Consider the following 16,119-nt stretch of genomic DNA (forward strand, 5'->3'; position numbering starts at 1 on the left):
CATGGCTGAAGATATCAAATCTCTCGATGAGCTGAACGAAGCCGTGTCCGGTACCGAAGCAGCTGTTGAAGTCGCTGCGCCGCGTGAACCTGTTCGCGACGAATTCGGCCGCTCTTACGCGACCGGTAAACGGAAAGATGCGGTTGCCCGCGTTTGGATCAAGCCGGGGTCCGGCAAGGTCTCGGTCAATGGTAAGGACATGGACGCCTACTTTGCCCGTCCGGTGCTCCAAATGATCCTGCGCCAGCCGTTTTCGGTTGCCGGTGTCGACGGTGAATTCGACGTTGTTGCAACCGTCAAAGGCGGTGGATTGTCCGGTCAGGCCGGTGCGGTCAAGCACGGTATTTCGAAAGCGCTTCAGCTTTACGAACCCAGCCTGCGTAGCGCGTTGAAAGCCGCTGGATTCCTTACCCGCGACAGCCGTGTGGTTGAGCGGAAGAAATACGGTAAGGCCAAGGCCCGCCGGAGCTTCCAGTTCTCCAAGCGTTAATTCACTGCGACATGTTGTTGGAAAGGCCGCTCCTGTTTGGGGCGGCCTTTTCTGTTGGCATACTTATTTCGCCTTCCCTCTCGGCGGGAAACCCGCCTGTCGGGCGCCGGGCGAGGATATTTGGGGAAAATGGTTAAGTATCGGGGTCGATAAGGCCGAGGCCCCTGAGATAAATGCCAATCCCGGACTCGAGGAGGTCTTCGGACGGAAAGGGGCTTTTCGTGCCGGGAGAGCCCCGAGCGAAGAGTTCAACAACGCCGTGGCTCATCGCCCAGATATGCGCGCTGAACATCTTGGCGGGGGGGCGTTTATCAGCAGGGATATGGCGGGAGAGTTCCTCGGCGGCGCGTTCCAGCACGCCCATCGCGCGGGTCGCGGCATGGGCGAGTTCGGGCGAGCGGTTGACCGAGATGCCGCTTTCGAACATCGCAACATAGTGGCCCGGGAACCGTCGCGCGAAGGCGAGGTAGGCGCGACCCGTCGCCTCAAACGATGCAAGCGCAGACGGTTGGCCCTTGTCATAAGCGTGCGCCATCAGGTCGCCAAAAATCTCATAGCCTTGAAGTGCGGCTTCGGCGATCAGGTCTTCGCGCCCCTCGAAATGGCGGTAAACGGCGGCTGGGGTCACACCGGCCTGTTTCGCAGCCTCAGATAGAGTGAATCCGGTCGGGCCTTTTTCTTCGATCAAAGCGAGCGCCGCCTCGACCAAAGCGGCGCGCAGGTTGCCATGATGGTAGCCCCGCTTAGACATCCCAGATGTCCGGTCCGCCGCAAATGTTGGGATCGGGCGGGCAGGCGACGTCTTTGTCCTTGCCGGCATAGTCAATCCCACAAAGGACAGCGCGCATGGCGGCAATCCTTGCCCGGCGCTTGTCGTCGGACCGAACGACCGTCCACGGCGCGTCAGGGCGGTGCGTCTTTTCAAAGGTTTCGGCAATCGCGGCGGAGTATTCATCCCACCGGTTCAGGCCTTCAACGTCGATCCAGCTAAGCTTCCACTGCTTCAGGGGATCACCCTCGCGCGACAAAAAACGACGGAGTTGTTCGGCGCGACCGACGTTCAGCCACAGTTTGACGAAGTGGATGCCTTCGTCGACCAGCATATTTTCAAACTCTGGCAACTGCTGAAAGAAATGCGCGCGCTGTTTGGGGGTGCAGAAGTCAAACACATGCTCCACCACTGCGCGGTTATACCAAGAGCGGTCGAACAGCGTGATTTCACCACCCGCAGGCAGATGTTCGACATATCGCTGGAAATACCACTGTGTCGCTTCCTTTTCAGTCGGCTTTGACAGGGCGACTGTTTTGACGACCCTTGGATTAAGGTTTTCGCGGAAGCGTTTGATTGTGCCGCCTTTTCCGGCAGCATCGCGCCCTTCAAATACCACGCAAAGGCGCGCGCCGCTGTCCTTGACCCAAGCCTGCAGTTTCACCAGTTCGATCTGGAGCGCGCGCAGTGTGTCTTCGTATTCGTTGCGGTCCATCCGGTCGTCATAGGGGTAGCTTTCGGACAGGATGTCTTTCTTTCCACCCTCCGCGATGGCCTCGCGCACCTCTTTCGGAGCCTCGTTCTTGTAAAATGCGCTGATCGCACCGTCGAAGGGAAGGGTCATCGTGCTTACTCCTCGGCCTCTGGTTCGACTATGGCGTTCGGCGAGGGCCGGCGCAATCCGGCGCGCGCGCCAGCACGGTTGATCGCTGCGATGACCGTCTTTGGATCGGCGTGATGCGGCATGTGGCCGATTCCCGGCATCGGTGTCAGGCGCGCGCCGGGGATCTGGCCCGCCAGCGGTTCCGAATGGATCGACAAACCGACAGTCGTGTCCGCCACGCCGTGCACGATCTCGACCGGGACGGAAATGCGCGGATAGTTCGGGATCATGCCGCGCAGTTCCTCTTTCAGCACCTTGCGCTGCCACGCATTCGTGCGCAACGTCTGGCGCCTCAGTGTCATTTCGGGACCGAAATGCGCGGCGTAATCTTCGGGCATCGGGTTCGGTGCAAAGACCTCTCGCACCGCGTTCTCAAGCGTCGAATCCGGAGCAAACGCGGTGATGAGCGGCACGCCGACCGCATCGCCGAAGTCAGAGTTGAGGAAGCTGTAGAACGGCGGAAGGCCGGTTTCCCAAGTTTGCGAAGGCGCCGACAACGGCACGAGCGCGGCAATGTCGTTTGGATAGTCCAACGCCCAGCGGAGCGCGACCGCACCGCCATAACTGTGCCCCATGACCACGGGTTTTTCTGCCCCGAGCGAGCGCGCGGTTCCGCGCAACAGTCGGGCCTGCACGGCGAGGCCGGGGCTTTCATCCGGCAGCTCCGACCAGCCGAAGCCGGGGCGGTCGATCGCGATCACCCGCCACTCCTGCGCGAGCCTGCCTACCAGGTCGAAGGTGAAGTCGCGCAGGGACCCCGACGCGCCGTGGATCAGCACGAGATCCGGCCCGCTGCCTTCGACGACCGCGTGCATGCGCGTGCCGTCGACCTCGACGAAGCGGCCCTGCGGCGGATACTGATCGCGCGCGGAGGCTTCCCGCTGGCTGGCCGTGCACGACGTCAGCGCGGCGAGGCCGAGCGTCGCCGCGAGGCCAGACAGGATGATCCTTCTAAGTGCCAATTTTTTCCATGTCGAAATGTGTGGTCTGGTAGATCTCGTTGATCCAGTTACCGTAAAGCAGATGCGCATGGCTGCGCCACCGGTTTTGCGGGACGTTTTCTGGATCATCGTCGGGATAGTAGTTGATCGGCACATTGATCGGCGTGCCGGCCTCTACGTCGCGATCATATTCTTCCTTCAGCGTGAAGCTGTCATATTCAAAGTGGTTGAAGATATAGAGCGCCCGGTGCGCCGTATCCTCAACCAGACAAGGGCCGACATCGTCGCTGCCAAGCAGGGTGATAAGGTCAGGCGTCGCGTCGATTTCGGCTTGTTTCATTTCGGTCCAACGGCTGACCGGGATCACGCAATCGTCCGAAAACCCGCGCAGATAGGGCGAGGCGGGCGCAAGGTTTTGGTGGCGGAAACAGCCGAACGCCTTGGCGTCGAGCATGTGTTTTTCAACGCCATGGAAGTGATTGATCATCGCCATGCCGCCCCAGCACACGCCAAAGGTGGAATGGACGTTGGTTTGCGTCCAGTCCATAACCTCTTTCAACTCATCCCAATAGGTGACGTTGTCGAACGGCAGGTGTTCGATGGGGGCGCCGGTGATGATGAGGCCGTCGAACTTTTGCTCCTTAATCTCTTGAAACGACTGATAGAACTCCTCCATATGCTCGGCGGCGGTATTCTTCGTTTCATGCTCAGACATGCGGATCAGCGACAGTTCGATCTGAAGTGGCGTCGCGCCGATCAACCGGGCGAACTGCGTTTCCGTTTGGATTTTTTTCGGCATCAGGTTCAGCAACCCGATCTGAAGCGGGCGGATATCCTGACGGGCGGCGCGACCTTCGCCCATCACCATCACGCCCTCGTTCGACAATACGTCGAAGGCGGGCAGGCTGGAGGGCAATTTGATCGGCATAGATGACTCCTAGATCGGATGAAGGGAAATATGGTTAGCGGTCGCGCATTTCCAGTGCAGCGGCGACGAGATCGGTGAAATCGTCGGCTGTCGTGACGTTCGCAACGTCCTCTGCGCAAATGGAAACACCCCAATTCTGCGCCATCGCCTCATAACGTGGCTGACGGTGCGCCAAGGCGCGTTTATAGGCCGAGCGCATGAAGTCATCAGGATCAACGTCGCCTTCTACAGCGTTGTTTTCGCTGAGATACGATTGCCAATAGTCCGAAAGCACGTCCGGGTGGTAATACATCGGCTTCGGTGCTTTCTCGAACCGCCTGATCAGAGCTTCCGTGTGTGCCTCGGACCCTTCGATCCAGACCAACAACACGTTTTTGACAAGCGCGGAGAGAACCGGATCGTTCTTGTTGTCGGGATCGACGACTTCACAGATCGATCCGCCGCTGTCGCAGACAAAATTGCCATAGCCGTAAAGCTCCTCCGCTCGGGCGATAAAGCGGGGTGTGTCATAGAGCGCGCTGATTTCTGCCGCGCGGTGCTGGTCTTGACGGCGCATGTATTCGTCAAACGGCAAGCCGCCCTTGTCCGGGTCGCCGGGCTTGCCAAGATACGTCGACAGGGGCGCGAGGTTATTGAAGGTGATGTTGGACGCTATATAGACGGAGTCGGTCAATAAGAGTTGGCGCAGCAACGGCACCCGCATCGCTTCGCGCTTGAAGTTGTCCGAAATATGCTCGCCCATATACCGGGTGCCGATCCGATAATCGATGGAGTAGTGAAACCAATTCCCTTCGGCGCGCAAGATATTGGAAACATGCGTCTTTCCGAGGCCGGACATACCAAATAACAGCACGCGCTTCGCGTCCGCATCCCGCCAGTCCTGAGCCGAAGAATAAAGCATCATTGCCGTTCCTGTTCGAGTTTAGACTTGGTAGCCAGCAGAGCGCAGGGGGTCAAACGAAAACACCCCGCCGATGTGGCGGGGTGCTGGGTGTTGTATCTTGTGTGAGTTTAGAACTTCACGCCAACCCGGATACCCGCTGCTATCGCGTCGTTTCCGCTAAATTGGGCCCCGGCGGTCGTAACAGCGTCACCGATCCAGATGTAACGCACGCCGCCGGAGATTTCGACGTTGCCCTGCGTATAGGTCGCGCCAACCCCGAGGCTGGTCTGACCATCGGTCGGGCCAAGGTTGCCCACCGGATCGCCGTGGTGCTTTTCATAGCCAATCGTAACCGCGCCGGACCACTGTTCGTTGAACCGGCGGCCAACACCCAGAGTGTAGGTCGTCACGTCGTTAGCGTAAGATACCAGCGGAGTGGCGGGCGGGTAGGCGGCCGGGTCGAGCTGAAAAGCGGTCCAGTCAACCCAGCGGATCGACCCGAACAGCAGCGTGTCTTCTGCAACGCCAGTCTGGAACTCCAGATTCACCGATTGCGGAATTTCGACCGGCATAACCGATGTCGCTGCGCCGAACTCGGTCACGTTGAAGTCTTGGTCAATCGCAGAATTGTAGGTCAGCGCGACGCGCAGTGCGATATCGGGGCGCTCGTAAGCAACACCAACGACGTATCCAAGGTCAGTCGTGGGACTTGCGTCCAGCGTGTAACCGCCCAGGAAGGGGATCGACACGTTGCCCTTAGTCCGCATAACCCGCACGCCGCCATAGACGCTGACGTTCGATGGGAACCGATATTTCAGGAGCCCGGTCAGAGCGTTCGACCGAAGCTCGGCCGTGGACGTGTTAAACAGGTAGCCACCGGTCGGATACGATACATCCGCCCCAATCGGTTGATCGAGGATCAGCGCGATGGCCAGATTATCTGACAGATCCTGCTTGTAGCCGAAGGAATAGGTAAGGTAGGCGGGTGCCATATCGCCACTGGGTGTGCCCCCTAACGTGCCGCTAACCGATGGGCTGACGAACGACAGTGAAAACTCGCCGTAGCGCCCTTCTTCGAACAGAATACCAACGGATTGAGTTGATCGCTCAATCGCGCCTGCTTGGGCTCCGCCTGCCATGATCGCAAGGGCCGCCGCAGATGACCAAAGTAACTTCATTTCCACTTCCCTGATTATTTTATTTCTTTCGTAAAGATTACGGGGCCGAAGTATTACAGGTCAATCAATGACGCCGCGTCAGAGCGTGTTTGCAACTCAGCGTTGCACACTTGCCCAGTTGCGGGTTTCGGCGAAAATATTGAGGTAACTGGCGCCAAAGATGATCACCGCGCCAAGGATGGCGATCAGGTCCAAGGGTTCATTGTAGAACAGCATGCCGATCACCGCGATGACAGGTAAGCGTGCAAAATCAAAGGGCATCACCACGACGGCGGGCGCGATATTCAGCGCGCTGGTAATGCAAAAATGGGCGAGCAATCCGGCACAGCCGATGACAACCAACCACGGATAGATTTGCGCCGTTGGCAGCGCGATGTCGCCATCGATCCCTGCGCAAAGCAAGCCGAAGCACGCCTGCATCGTCGTGAGGAAGAACAAAATGCAGGTAATCGATTCGGTTCGTGTCAGTCGTTTCGTCAAAATTGCACTCGTCGCAAATCCGATGGCGGCAAGCGCGGCTGATACGACGCCAACGCTGATGCCGCCGACATCCGGCCGTGCGACCAGCAATATTCCCAGAAACCCGACACAGGCGGAAAGCGCGCGCATCCGCGTTAATCGTTCCCCCAAAAAGAACGGCGCGAGGATCATAACCCAAAGCGGAGTCGTGAACTCCAACGCAAAGACTTGCGCAAGCGGGATCAGGGGGATCGCAAAGAACCACAGGTTCTGACCGCAGAAATGCGCGATATTGCGAAAAAGGTGTAGGTGCACGCGTTGGAAGCTGACCTGATTGAGCGTCCCGGCAGCCAGCCCGACGGTGACGACAATCGCGATCCCGACCAGCGACCGATAAAGCATCAGTTCGAACGTATCGAGTGTATGGCTGACCGCGCGGCCCGCAATCGCCATGGCGGTGAAGGACACAACCGCGCCGGACATCCAGGCCGCGGCTTTCAGAACGGGCGCGCTCACTCCGCCACCGTGCAGCATCCGGTCAGGAGGATCGGGGTCGTGCCGCGTTGGGTGAGGATGTGGGCTTCTATCGGAAAGCCCTTCGCGTGCGCGGTGCTGCACATCTCCTCATCCAGAATGACAATCGCCGTGTCACGATCCCCAACAAGCGTCAGTGCGCGGGGCCAATCCGCCCCCTCGGCCACACTGCTTTGCGGTACGGTCATGTCAATCGGGCGCTCAATGGTAAGCTGTGCCACCGGACCGGCTAGGGTCAGTGTCCAGTCAGGCGCCGCGCCTTCGCAGGCAAGCGGTGGCAGTTCCGCCTCGGCCATGGCCGCACCAAAGCATAGCCCCGCGAGGAGCACTGATCCGAACAGACGTGTCATACCGCTTTGGTCGCGTGTTTCCTTGGGCAGCGCAAGGGCGCGGGGTCTATTCCCACTCAATCGTGCCGGGGGGTTTTGACGTGACATCGTAGGTCACGCGGTTGATGCCCTTCACCTCATTGATAATCCGGGTCGCGGTTTCGCCAAGGAAATCGTGGCTGAACGGGTAGTAATCCGCAGTCATGCCATCAACGGATGTCACAGCCCGCAAGGCGCAGGCGAAATCGTAGGTCCGTCCGTCACCCATAACGCCGACGGTGCGCACAGGAAGGATCGCGACGAACGCCTGCCAAATCTCATCATAAAGGTCATGCTTGCGGATCTGGTCGATATAGACGGCATCCGCCTTGCGGAGAATATCGAGCTTTTCGCGCGTGATCTCTCCGGGGCAGCGGATGGCGAGGCCGGGGCCGGGAAAAGGGTGACGGCCGATAAAGCTGTCGGGCAGGCCTAGTTCGTGGCCCAGCGCGCGCACCTCGTCCTTGAATAGCTCGCGCAGGGGTTCGACCAGCTTCAGCCCCATCTTTTCGGGCAAGCCGCCGACATTATGATGCGATTTGATCGTGACCGATGGCCCGCCAGAGAAACTGACGCTTTCGATAACATCGGGATACAGTGTGCCTTGGGCGAGGTATTTGGCACCGCCGACCTCTGCCGCGTGTTTCTGGAACACGTCTATGAATAGCTTGCCGATGGTTTTGCGCTTCACCTCTGGGTCGCTGACACCGTCGAGTGCGCCAAGGAACAGCTCCTGCTCGTCCGCGTGGATCAGGGGCATGTTGTAGTGGTCGCGGAACATGGTCACGACTTCTTCGGCTTCGCCTTGGCGCAGCAAACCGTGATCGACGAAAACGCAGGTGAGCTGGTCGCCAATCGCCTCGTGTATCAGCACTGCGGCGACAGAAGAATCAACGCCGCCGGACAGCCCGCAAATTACCTTCGCATCACCAACCTGTTCACGGATTTGGCGGATCGCTTCATCCCGATAGGCACCCATCGTCCAGTCGCCGGTGAAGCCTGCACGTTTCACGAAGTTTTCGTAAAGCGTTTTGCCGTTCGGGGTGTGGTGCACCTCTGGATGGAATTGCACGGCGTAGAAATCACGATCAAGATCGGCGGTGATTGCGAAGGGCGCATTCGGTGACGTGCCGTAGACCTTAAAGCCCGGGGCGATTTTGCTGACGTGGTCGCCATGACTCATCCAGACCTGTTCGCGCTCCTCAAGGAACCAGCCGGTCAGCAGGTCGATCCGGTCATCATTGGGTGTGACATAGGCGCGACCAAACTCCGCCGTGCCATGGCCGCGTTCGACATGACCGCCGAGCATTTGCATCATCACTTGTTGGCCGTAGCAGATGCCCAGAATCGGCACGCCAAGATCGAAAACACTTTCCGGCGGGCGGGGGGACTCTTCGTCAATGACGCTGGCCGGGCCGCCGGAGAAAATAACCGCCTTCGGCTGAAATTCCGCCAGAAACGCATCGGTCACGTTCTGAAAGGGGTGGATTTCGCAATAGACGTTCAGCTCTCTCAGGCGACGCGCGATCAATTGCGTAACCTGACTGCCGAAGTCGATGATAAGCAGCCGCTCGTGGGCGATGTCTGGGGCGATCTGAGTCATAGGCTGGCAATAAATAGGTGCTGCGTGTTCTGCAAGGGGGCAGGGGCACGGCAAGGCGTGATCCGCCCCACGATCCGGCGAATGTGTCGCTTTTGCCCGTCAATCGCCGCTATCAATTCACGCTGCGGGCCGCGATCCGCTAGAATACGCCCGACAAACCTGCGCAGCATGATTTTCGGAGTTCAGAATATGGAAGAAGCAGCAAGCCGTCGGCGGGCAAGGGGTGGCGGTGGTGCCGCCCGACGTGCAGAACGCACCGCAGTCAGCATCGAAACTGCGAAATATATCGAACGGAACATCCCCAATTTTGAGGTTCTGAACGAGGAAGCGTTGCAAATCATCGAAGAGAACGCGGAAACCGTTCTGGCCGAGATTGGCGTGAACTTCGTCGAATGCCCCCACGCGCTAGAGCTTTGGCGCGAAGCCGGCGCGGATATTGATGGCGAACGCGTGCGCATCCCCCGTGGTTTGGCCCGAGAGCTGATCAAAACCGCGCCGTCGCAATACACCCAGCACGCCCGCAATCCCGAAAAATCGGTGGTGATCGGCGGCAACAACCTCGTGCTCGCCCCGGTTTACGGTCCGCCCTTCGTGCGTGATCTGCATGGCGGGCGTCGCTATGCAACCATCGACGACTTCCAGAAATTCGTGAAGCTAGGTTATATGTCGAAATGGCTGCATCACAGTGGCGGCACAGTTTGCGAGCCGACCGACGTGCCAGTGAACAAACGCCACCTTGATATGCTTCATGCCCATATGACGCTGTCGGACAAGCCGTTCATGGGCTCTGTCACCGAACCCAGCCGGGCGCAGGATACCGTCGATATGTGCGGTGTGCTGTTTGGGGATGAGTTCGTTCAGAACAACGCGGTTACAACGTCGCTGATCAACATCAACTCTCCGCTGACGTTTGACCCAATCATGGTCGGCGCGCTGGATGTCTATGCGAAGAACGGGCAGGGGTGCATCATCTCTCCGTTCATCGTTGGGGGCGCGATGGCGCCTGTTTCGGTCGCCGGGACACTGACGCAGGTTCTGGCCGAGGTGCTGGCTGGGGTCGCCTATAGCCAACTCGTTCAAAAGGGTTCGAAGGTTATCTTTGGCGCGTTCGTAACCTCGATCGACATGAACTCCGGCGCACCGACCTTCGGCACGCCAGAAGCGTCGAACATTCTTTATGGCGCAGGACAATTGGCGCGCAGGCTGAACCTGCCGTTCCGATCTGGCGGCAGCTTGTGCGGATCGAAACTGCCCGACGCGCAGGCGGCCTACGAAACCGCCAACACGCTGAACGCGGCGCTGCTTGGCGGGGTGAACTTCATGCTTCACGCCTGCGGCTGGCTTGAAGGCGGGCTGGTCGCCAGCTTTGAAAAGTTTGTTCTCGACGCCGATCAGCTTGGCGTGCTTCACCACATCGCCAAGGGCGTCGATGTTTCCGAAACCGGTCAGGCGATGGACGCGATTGCCGAAGTCGGACCGGGTGGCCACTACCTCGGTTGCGCCCATACACAGGCGAATTTCAAGGACGCATTCTGGCGCTCCAACGTGCTCGACTACAAGCCGTTTGAAACGTGGGACGAAGAAGGCGCGCGGGATTCTCAAGTTTTGGCGGCCGAGCGGGTTCAAAAGCTGCTTTCGGACTACACGAAACCCGCCATCGACCCCGCCATTGAAGAGGCGTTGAACGAATTCGTCACCAAGAAGAAAGCGGCGGAGCCTGACGCCTTCATTTAATCGTTGGTAGCAACCGCGCCTCGCCCATTAGGGCGATCAGAACCTCAATATGCCGGGCGATGCTGTAATCAGCGTCGCCCGTTTGTCGTTTTTCTTCCAGATATCCTTCTTCGTTCATCAACGCGGTGATCGCACGCGCCGGGTCGGGCAATCCAGTACATTTGATCAGGCGCGGCAAATCACGGCTGCGGGAATAGTCCTCCACCCCAAATCGTGCGGCCCGGATCAGTAGGCGGGGGCGGTGCAAATGCTTCAACATCGTCAGCAGGTCGGTCATCGCTGGTCCTTCAATTGTCAGCAGAGGTCCAGATGATCTAATGCAACCTGTGGTGGTGTTGCGGCTTGGCCGCAACGTCCGCGCGATGGTTTCAAAGTTGTTTAGGAATAAATTCGAATGATGCCTAAATCTGGAAAACTAAACGATCAGGTAATACATGCAACTCAAGGTTGTTTCTCAACTCGCCCCTTCGGCCGGAGGAAAGGACTGTCTGCCGATGAATATCGCAGCCGGCACTGGGTCTGATGTCAGGCCCAATCTACCGCGCTGGGTGCCCGAATCTGCGCAACGCTATTTGATGCACACGGAGACGGGCCTTTCGATCCGGGCGGTCGCGCGGCGGTCCGGCTGTCACGCCTCGACCGTTCTGCGACAAGTGCGTCGTTACGAGAACCGCCGCGATGACCCCCTTGTGGACGAAGCGCTGCGTTACCTGGGTCGTTCCCATTTCCAGAGCCAAATTCCAAAGCTTGAAGAGGAAATGCCACCCATGAACGCCCCTGTCAGACACACCTCCCACACGAAACTGGACGTAAAGATCGAACGCGAAGCCTGCCGCGTCCTGCGCCGACTAAGCGAAACAGGCGCTGTCCTTGCGGTGGCGAAGGATATGGACAAAGCCGCCGTCGTGCGTGACCTGCCGGGGGGTAAGACAACCCGCACTGCCGTCGTTGATCGCGATATCGCACAGGCGATGGCGCTGAAGGATTGGATCACCTGCGTGAAATCAGGACGGATCGCGCAGTATGAAATCACCTCGGTCGGGCGCGCGTCACTGAAGCGGATGCTGGGCAACGGCGCGGCACCGGGGTTTCAGGATGCGCAGGCGGCCTTTGGCGATCAACACCGGGTTTGGGGCGAAAAGCAAATGGCCACCGGGACAGAAGAACGCCCCCGCCAGATCCGCTACAACCTGGCGGAATCGCCTTTGGCCGCGCTCGCCCGACGAAAGGATAAGTCAGGCAAGCCGTTTTTGTCCGATGATCTCGTCACAGCGGGTGAGCGGTTGCGCGAAGACTTTGAGCTCGCGCAGATGGGTCCGCGTGTCGCCCAGAACTGGGAGAAGTTCCTGACCGGCGGGGATCGCGGAAATTTCGGCAGCGGAAGTGGCATTGCCGAAGGGCCGACCAAGGCGCGGGATCGGGTCTCCGCCGCTTTGCGCGACCTTGGGCCGGGGCTTGGCGATGTGGTGCTTCGGTGCTGTTGCTATCTGGAAGGTATGGAAACGGCCGAAAAACGCATGGGTTGGTCGGCGCGGTCCGGCAAGGTGGTTTTGCGGATCGCCTTGCAACGGCTGAAACGCCACTATGACGAAACGCATGGGCGATATGGTCCGATGATCGGATAGTCCGACATCTGCCGCGCATAAAAAAGGCCCGCGTCATTGCGGGCCTTTTTCGTTTATCGGTTGTATTTACGACGCCAACGCCTGCGCGTCGCCTTCCAGCCAGTTCAAAACCGTCTCGGGCGAAGACTCTCCATAGGGATCTTCCGCGTGGTTATCTTCGATCCCCGGCTCTTCAAACCAAGCCTCAACAACGCCATCGTTCACGACGGCCGCATAGCGCCAAGACCGCGCGCCAAAGCCAAGGTTATCCTTGTCGACCAGCATTCCCATCTTGCGGGTGAAGCGGCCCGAACCGTCAGGGATCACCTTGATTTTCTTGATGCCCTGCGCTTCGGCCCATTTGTTCATCACAAAGCTATCATTGACCGACAGGCAGTAGATTTCGTCGATTCCGTAGTTTTGGAACGTCTCGAAGTTATCCTCAAACCCCGGCAGTTGATAGGTCGAGCAGGTCGGCGTAAACGCGCCCGGCAGTGCGAACAGAACGACGCGCTTGCCCGCAAAATAATCAGCGGTGGTTTTGTCTTCCCAGCGGAAGGGATTCGATCCACCGATCGACTCGTCCCGCACCCGTGTTTTGAACGTGACGTTAGGCAGATGAAGTCCTGCTTTCATGGTGTATCTCCTTCAAACTGAATACGAATTTCGATGCTCAGAGAGCTTTGCCGCTCTTTAAAATGATTCTAATCTGAGTTCAATTCGGGAAAAGGCAGGTGGGCGTCTTTGTCGCCCCCGCAGGACACATAGCTGCTGTGCAGCCAGCGAATAGCGACATTTGGCAGCACTGGTCACCACACGGGAAATCCCTATAGTGGCGCGGACATCAAAGGACGATTTTCATGCGCGATCTGAAAGTTCCGGCTGAACGCCACCCCGAAAAGGCCCACCGCCCGGAGAACGCACAACCAAAGAAACCCGACTGGATTCGCGTTCGCGCACCCGGCGGAAAGGGCTACGCCGATACACGAAAGATCATGCGGGAAAACAACCTGACGACCGTGTGTGAAGAGGCTGGCTGTCCGAATGTCGGTGAATGCTGGTCGCAAGGTCACGCGACCATGATGATTATGGGTGAAATCTGCACCCGTGGCTGCACGTTCTGCAATGTGGCGACCGGCAAGCCCGACGCACTTGATGTGTTTGAACCGGGCAGGGTGGCGGACGCGGTGAAAAAGCTTGGCCTGAATCACGTCGTCATCACTTCGGTTGATCGCGATGATGTGGAAGATGGCGGAGCAGAGCATTTTGCCCAAACGATACGCGCGGTGCGCCGTCAATCGCCGGGGACCACGATTGAAATTCTCACGCCGGATTTTCTGAAATGCGATCCGAAGGTCGTCGAAACCGTGGTCGAAGCGCGCCCTGACGTCTTTAACCACAACCTTGAAACGGTGCCGGGCCTCTATCCCGAGGTGCGCCCCGGCGCGCGTTATTTCCATTCTCTGCGGCTGCTTCAGCGGGTTAAGGAACTCGACCCAACAATGTTTACGAAATCCGGCATCATGGTCGGCCTTGGCGAAGATCGGCAGGCCGTAACGCAGGTAATGGATGATATGCGCGCCGCAGATGTGGATTTCCTGACCGTCGGTCAGTATCTGCAGCCGACGACGCGGCACCACCGTATTGATCGGTTCGTTACGCCGGATGAATTCAAAGCGTATGAAAAGGCCGCGTATGGCAAGGGGTTCCTGATGGTGTCGTCAACCCCGCTGACCCGGTCAAGCTATCACGCGGGGGATGATTTTGCCCGTCTGCGGGATGCGCGGATGAAGAAGCTCGGCAAAGCTTAGGGACGCGCTCTCGTTCCGCGTAGGTCGTTTGGCGTCAAAAGCTCCGGCCAGCCAAAAACACGCTCAATCGCAAACAAAATCAGGCAAATCGCGATTACGCCCAAAACCAGCTTGACCCGCGTCGCCGATGGCGGAAGCCGCGCCCATTTCGCCATCCGTAGAAAGTGGAGTGGGTTCATGGGCGCAACCGGAGCTGTTTAGAAGCGCCAGCCGAGCGATACTTCGTAGGTTCTTTCAAACCCAAATGCGTCGCTATCGACGACGCCGGCATCGACGTAGGCATTTTGCAGGAAACGATACTCCGCACCAACACCGTAATAGCTGATCGACGGGCCAAAGCCCGGATTTACGTCAAGCACCGAACCGCTGATCGTGAAGTTATTGATGGAGTAGTCGGCATAGACTTCAGCAATTCTCGAATCGCCGATCAATTCATTGTCGGTGAGTTGCAGACCAACTGTCCAATTGTCCGCGCCGCTCTCGGCCCCGATCGTGTAATTGGTCGCGTCGGTCGTCGAATTGGTGACGTGTTCGAAACCACCAAAGACCGCGAAGTCGTAAAAGCTGCTGATCGCGTCAAATTCATGCCGCAGGGCAAGCGCATAGTTGTCGGTTTCACCGCCGCCAAGATCGATCTGATGGTAGGACAGCCCGATCTTCGTCGCACCAAATTCCCCATCGTAACGCAAACCATAGGGCGTTTCTGACGACGTCAGATATGCGCTGCCGAGGAAGGAGTCGGTAAAGGTGTTCAACTGAAGGTCAAGAAAGCTCGACCGCGCGAACACCGTGTCCGCTGTATAGCCCCGATCAAGCACCGAACGGGGGATACCGGCAGAAAATTGTCCGAAGGCGGTGTCGAGCGTGACAGCCGGATAGATCGCTGTATTGTCTTCATCCACCGTTGAGGAATCGAGCCAGTAGCCATCCAGACCCAATTCAAACCCCAGACCGTCGCCGTCGGGGCGGAAGCCAAGATCAACCTCAGACCGTAGCAATGTGCCGTCCTGACCGCCCGATGCGTCGAGGTAAGACAGGTCGACATATCCTTCGACGAAGAACTGCGTCGGTCCGCTGAACGGGTTTGAGGACTGCGCCAGCGCGCCTGTCGTCGCAAAAAGACTGGATGCGAGAGCCAGCGAAACGGAATATTTCATAAGACTTTGTTCCTGCACGATTCTTAATTGTTCTGCTCAGCCGCAACATAGCACGGTGAGCGCATCGTCAAAAGCGACCCAAACAGCGATGTGGCCAATCTGTCACGTCTGGGTAAACCGGACCTTACCGATATAGGGCAGGTTGCGATTGCGTTGGGCAAAGTCGATGCCGTAGCCCACGACAAATTCGTCTGGAATCTCGAATCCGGTCCAGCTCGCCTTCACGTCCACCTCGCGGCGGGATGGCTTGTCGAGCAGGGCAATGGTGCGCAGCTTTTGCGGGTTTCGGGTGCGCAGCAAGCTGATGACATGCTTCAGCGTGAACCCCGTATCGACGATATCTTCAACCAACAGCACGTCGCGGCCGGCAATCTCTCCGCGCAGATCTTTCAAAATCCGCACCTCGCGCGAACTTTCCATGCTGTCGCCGTAGGAGGACGCTTCGAGGAAATCGACCTCAACCGGCAAATCTAGCTCTCGCACGAGGTCCGCGATGAACACGAACGATCCACGCAGCAGCCCGACGACGACCAGCTTGTCGGTGCCTTCGAACTCCTCCCGTATTTCGCGCGCTAAATCCTCGATCCGGGCCGCGATGGTCTTGGCAGAGATCATTTCATCAATGACATACGGGCGATCTGGCATCTGGCTCTCCTGCCGGGGAATGTGCGTTGCTTTCCTAGCGCGACAGCGGGGCGCAGGCCAACCCATTTTCGGGACAGATCGGCGCGAATACCCATTCATCCCTTGATTTCTGACGCTCGACCCTCGAAATGA

Annotated in this window: 18 protein-coding genes; 4 read left to right on the top strand and 14 right to left on the bottom strand. The window is 58.4% G+C overall.

Annotation, left to right across the window (positions count from 1 at the left end; translation table 11 throughout):
* The first annotated feature begins 1 nt into the window (after position 1).
* Positions 2-490 carry a 30S ribosomal protein S9 gene (gene rpsI, locus ACEWPJ_RS08070; RefSeq protein ID WP_416512279.1) on the top strand — a complete coding sequence of 163 codons (489 nt, stop codon included), beginning with the start codon at positions 2-4 and terminating at the stop codon, positions 488-490.
* Between the two features lie 133 nt (positions 491-623).
* On the opposite strand, the gene ACEWPJ_RS08075 is transcribed toward rpsI, so the two are convergent.
* From ACEWPJ_RS08075 to guaA, 9 genes are all read right to left on the bottom strand, one after another.
* Positions 624-1,241 carry a TetR/AcrR family transcriptional regulator gene (locus tag ACEWPJ_RS08075; protein WP_416512280.1) on the bottom strand — a complete coding sequence of 206 codons (618 nt, stop codon included), beginning with the start codon at positions 1,239-1,241 and terminating at the stop codon, positions 624-626.
* Positions 1,234-2,103 (bottom strand): polyphosphate kinase 2, encoded by an 870-nt coding sequence (gene ppk2, locus ACEWPJ_RS08080; RefSeq protein WP_416512282.1) that lies wholly within the window; start codon positions 2,101-2,103, stop codon positions 1,234-1,236. The genes ACEWPJ_RS08075 and ppk2 overlap by 8 nt, the downstream gene beginning before the upstream one ends.
* Positions 2,104-2,108: 5 nt before the next feature.
* Complete coding sequence (locus ACEWPJ_RS08085) at positions 2,109-3,104, bottom strand: alpha/beta fold hydrolase (RefSeq protein ID WP_416512283.1); 996 nt, start codon at positions 3,102-3,104, stop codon at positions 2,109-2,111.
* Entirely contained in the window at positions 3,094-4,011 is a 918-nt protein-coding gene (gene metA / locus ACEWPJ_RS08090) for a homoserine O-acetyltransferase MetA (RefSeq protein ID WP_416512285.1), read from the bottom strand. The genes ACEWPJ_RS08085 and metA overlap by 11 nt, the downstream gene beginning before the upstream one ends.
* 34 nt (positions 4,012-4,045) lie before the next feature.
* A complete protein-coding gene (locus tag ACEWPJ_RS08095) occupies positions 4,046-4,912 on the bottom strand; it encodes an ATPase (protein WP_416513025.1) in 867 nt (288 codons plus the stop codon).
* A 110-nt stretch (positions 4,913-5,022) separates the two neighbouring features.
* The gene (locus ACEWPJ_RS08100) at positions 5,023-6,072 is read right to left on the bottom strand and encodes a hypothetical protein (RefSeq protein WP_416512286.1); all 1,050 of its coding nucleotides are present in this window, start codon (positions 6,070-6,072) and stop codon (positions 5,023-5,025) included.
* 96 nt (positions 6,073-6,168) lie between these two features.
* The gene (locus ACEWPJ_RS08105) at positions 6,169-7,065 is read right to left on the bottom strand and encodes a DMT family transporter (RefSeq protein ID WP_416512287.1); all 897 of its coding nucleotides are present in this window, start codon (positions 7,063-7,065) and stop codon (positions 6,169-6,171) included.
* A complete protein-coding gene (locus ACEWPJ_RS08110; RefSeq protein ID WP_416512288.1) occupies positions 7,044-7,415 on the bottom strand; it encodes a hypothetical protein in 372 nt (123 codons plus the stop codon). Before ACEWPJ_RS08110 ends, ACEWPJ_RS08105 begins: the two co-directional genes overlap by 22 nt.
* 46 nt (positions 7,416-7,461) lie before the next feature.
* Entirely contained in the window at positions 7,462-9,036 is a 1,575-nt protein-coding gene (guaA, locus tag ACEWPJ_RS08115; RefSeq protein ID WP_416512290.1) for a glutamine-hydrolyzing GMP synthase, read from the bottom strand.
* 189 nt (positions 9,037-9,225) lie between these two features.
* Between guaA and ACEWPJ_RS08120 the strand changes: the two genes are divergently transcribed.
* Positions 9,226-10,770, top strand: a complete 1,545-nt coding sequence (locus tag ACEWPJ_RS08120) for a trimethylamine methyltransferase family protein (RefSeq protein WP_416512291.1) — start codon at positions 9,226-9,228, stop codon at positions 10,768-10,770.
* Here ACEWPJ_RS08120 and ACEWPJ_RS08125 read toward each other — a convergent pair.
* Positions 10,763-11,047 carry a DUF6477 family protein gene (locus ACEWPJ_RS08125; protein WP_416512292.1) on the bottom strand — a complete coding sequence of 95 codons (285 nt, stop codon included), beginning with the start codon at positions 11,045-11,047 and terminating at the stop codon, positions 10,763-10,765. The genes ACEWPJ_RS08120 and ACEWPJ_RS08125 overlap by 8 nt on opposite strands.
* A 217-nt stretch (positions 11,048-11,264) precedes the next feature.
* On the opposite strand from ACEWPJ_RS08125, the gene ACEWPJ_RS08130 reads away from it, so the two are divergent.
* Positions 11,265-12,395: a DUF6456 domain-containing protein gene (locus ACEWPJ_RS08130; RefSeq protein WP_416512294.1), complete on the top strand. Its 1,131-nt coding sequence runs from the start codon at positions 11,265-11,267 to the stop codon at positions 12,393-12,395.
* A 66-nt stretch (positions 12,396-12,461) separates the two neighbouring features.
* Here ACEWPJ_RS08130 and ACEWPJ_RS08135 read toward each other — a convergent pair whose 3' ends face one another.
* Positions 12,462-13,010 (bottom strand): peroxiredoxin, encoded by a 549-nt coding sequence (locus ACEWPJ_RS08135; RefSeq protein WP_416512295.1) that lies wholly within the window; start codon positions 13,008-13,010, stop codon positions 12,462-12,464.
* Positions 13,011-13,234: 224 nt separating this feature from the next.
* On the opposite strand from ACEWPJ_RS08135, the gene lipA reads away from it, so the two are divergent.
* Positions 13,235-14,185 (top strand): lipoyl synthase, encoded by a 951-nt coding sequence (gene lipA, locus ACEWPJ_RS08140; RefSeq protein ID WP_416512296.1) that lies wholly within the window; start codon positions 13,235-13,237, stop codon positions 14,183-14,185.
* Here lipA and ACEWPJ_RS08145 read toward each other — a convergent pair.
* From ACEWPJ_RS08145 to hpt, 3 genes are all read right to left on the bottom strand, one after another.
* Positions 14,182-14,364, bottom strand: coding sequence for a hypothetical protein (locus tag ACEWPJ_RS08145; protein ID WP_416512298.1), 183 nt, complete (start codon positions 14,362-14,364; stop codon positions 14,182-14,184). The genes lipA and ACEWPJ_RS08145 overlap by 4 nt on opposite strands.
* 18 nt (positions 14,365-14,382) lie before the next feature.
* Positions 14,383-15,342 carry a hypothetical protein gene (locus ACEWPJ_RS08150; protein WP_416512300.1) on the bottom strand — a complete coding sequence of 320 codons (960 nt, stop codon included), beginning with the start codon at positions 15,340-15,342 and terminating at the stop codon, positions 14,383-14,385.
* A 102-nt stretch (positions 15,343-15,444) separates the two neighbouring features.
* Positions 15,445-15,987 (bottom strand): hypoxanthine phosphoribosyltransferase, encoded by a 543-nt coding sequence (gene hpt, locus ACEWPJ_RS08155; protein ID WP_416512302.1) that lies wholly within the window; start codon positions 15,985-15,987, stop codon positions 15,445-15,447.
* Positions 15,988-16,119: the final 132 nt, after the last annotated feature.

The sequence above is a fragment of the Aliiroseovarius sp. YM-037 genome (assembly GCF_048060095.1).
Lineage (GTDB): Bacteria > Pseudomonadota > Alphaproteobacteria > Rhodobacterales > Rhodobacteraceae > JBLUOA01.

Coding starts and splice junctions, on each gene's coding strand:
- ACEWPJ_RS08110 (WP_416512288.1), bottom strand. CDS start 7,415: ATGACACGTCTGTTCGGATCAGTGCTCCTCGCGGGGCTATGCTTTGGT.
- hpt (WP_416512302.1), bottom strand. CDS start 15,987: ATGCCAGATCGCCCGTATGTCATTGATGAAATGATCTCTGCCAAGACC.
- ACEWPJ_RS08130 (WP_416512294.1), top strand. CDS start 11,265: ATGAATATCGCAGCCGGCACTGGGTCTGATGTCAGGCCCAATCTACCG.
- ACEWPJ_RS08135 (WP_416512295.1), bottom strand. CDS start 13,010: ATGAAAGCAGGACTTCATCTGCCTAACGTCACGTTCAAAACACGGGTG.
- ACEWPJ_RS08095 (WP_416513025.1), bottom strand. CDS start 4,912: ATGCTTTATTCTTCGGCTCAGGACTGGCGGGATGCGGACGCGAAGCGC.
- ACEWPJ_RS08125 (WP_416512292.1), bottom strand. CDS start 11,047: ATGACCGACCTGCTGACGATGTTGAAGCATTTGCACCGCCCCCGCCTA.
- ACEWPJ_RS08105 (WP_416512287.1), bottom strand. CDS start 7,065: ATGCTGCACGGTGGCGGAGTGAGCGCGCCCGTTCTGAAAGCCGCGGCC.
- lipA (WP_416512296.1), top strand. CDS start 13,235: ATGCGCGATCTGAAAGTTCCGGCTGAACGCCACCCCGAAAAGGCCCAC.
- metA (WP_416512285.1), bottom strand. CDS start 4,011: ATGCCGATCAAATTGCCCTCCAGCCTGCCCGCCTTCGACGTATTGTCG.
- ACEWPJ_RS08150 (WP_416512300.1), bottom strand. CDS start 15,342: ATGAAATATTCCGTTTCGCTGGCTCTCGCATCCAGTCTTTTTGCGACG.
- ACEWPJ_RS08075 (WP_416512280.1), bottom strand. CDS start 1,241: ATGTCTAAGCGGGGCTACCATCATGGCAACCTGCGCGCCGCTTTGGTC.
- ACEWPJ_RS08145 (WP_416512298.1), bottom strand. CDS start 14,364: ATGAACCCACTCCACTTTCTACGGATGGCGAAATGGGCGCGGCTTCCG.
- ppk2 (WP_416512282.1), bottom strand. CDS start 2,103: ATGACCCTTCCCTTCGACGGTGCGATCAGCGCATTTTACAAGAACGAG.
- ACEWPJ_RS08120 (WP_416512291.1), top strand. CDS start 9,226: ATGGAAGAAGCAGCAAGCCGTCGGCGGGCAAGGGGTGGCGGTGGTGCC.
- guaA (WP_416512290.1), bottom strand. CDS start 9,036: ATGACTCAGATCGCCCCAGACATCGCCCACGAGCGGCTGCTTATCATC.
- rpsI (WP_416512279.1), top strand. CDS start 2: ATGGCTGAAGATATCAAATCTCTCGATGAGCTGAACGAAGCCGTGTCC.
- ACEWPJ_RS08100 (WP_416512286.1), bottom strand. CDS start 6,072: ATGAAGTTACTTTGGTCATCTGCGGCGGCCCTTGCGATCATGGCAGGC.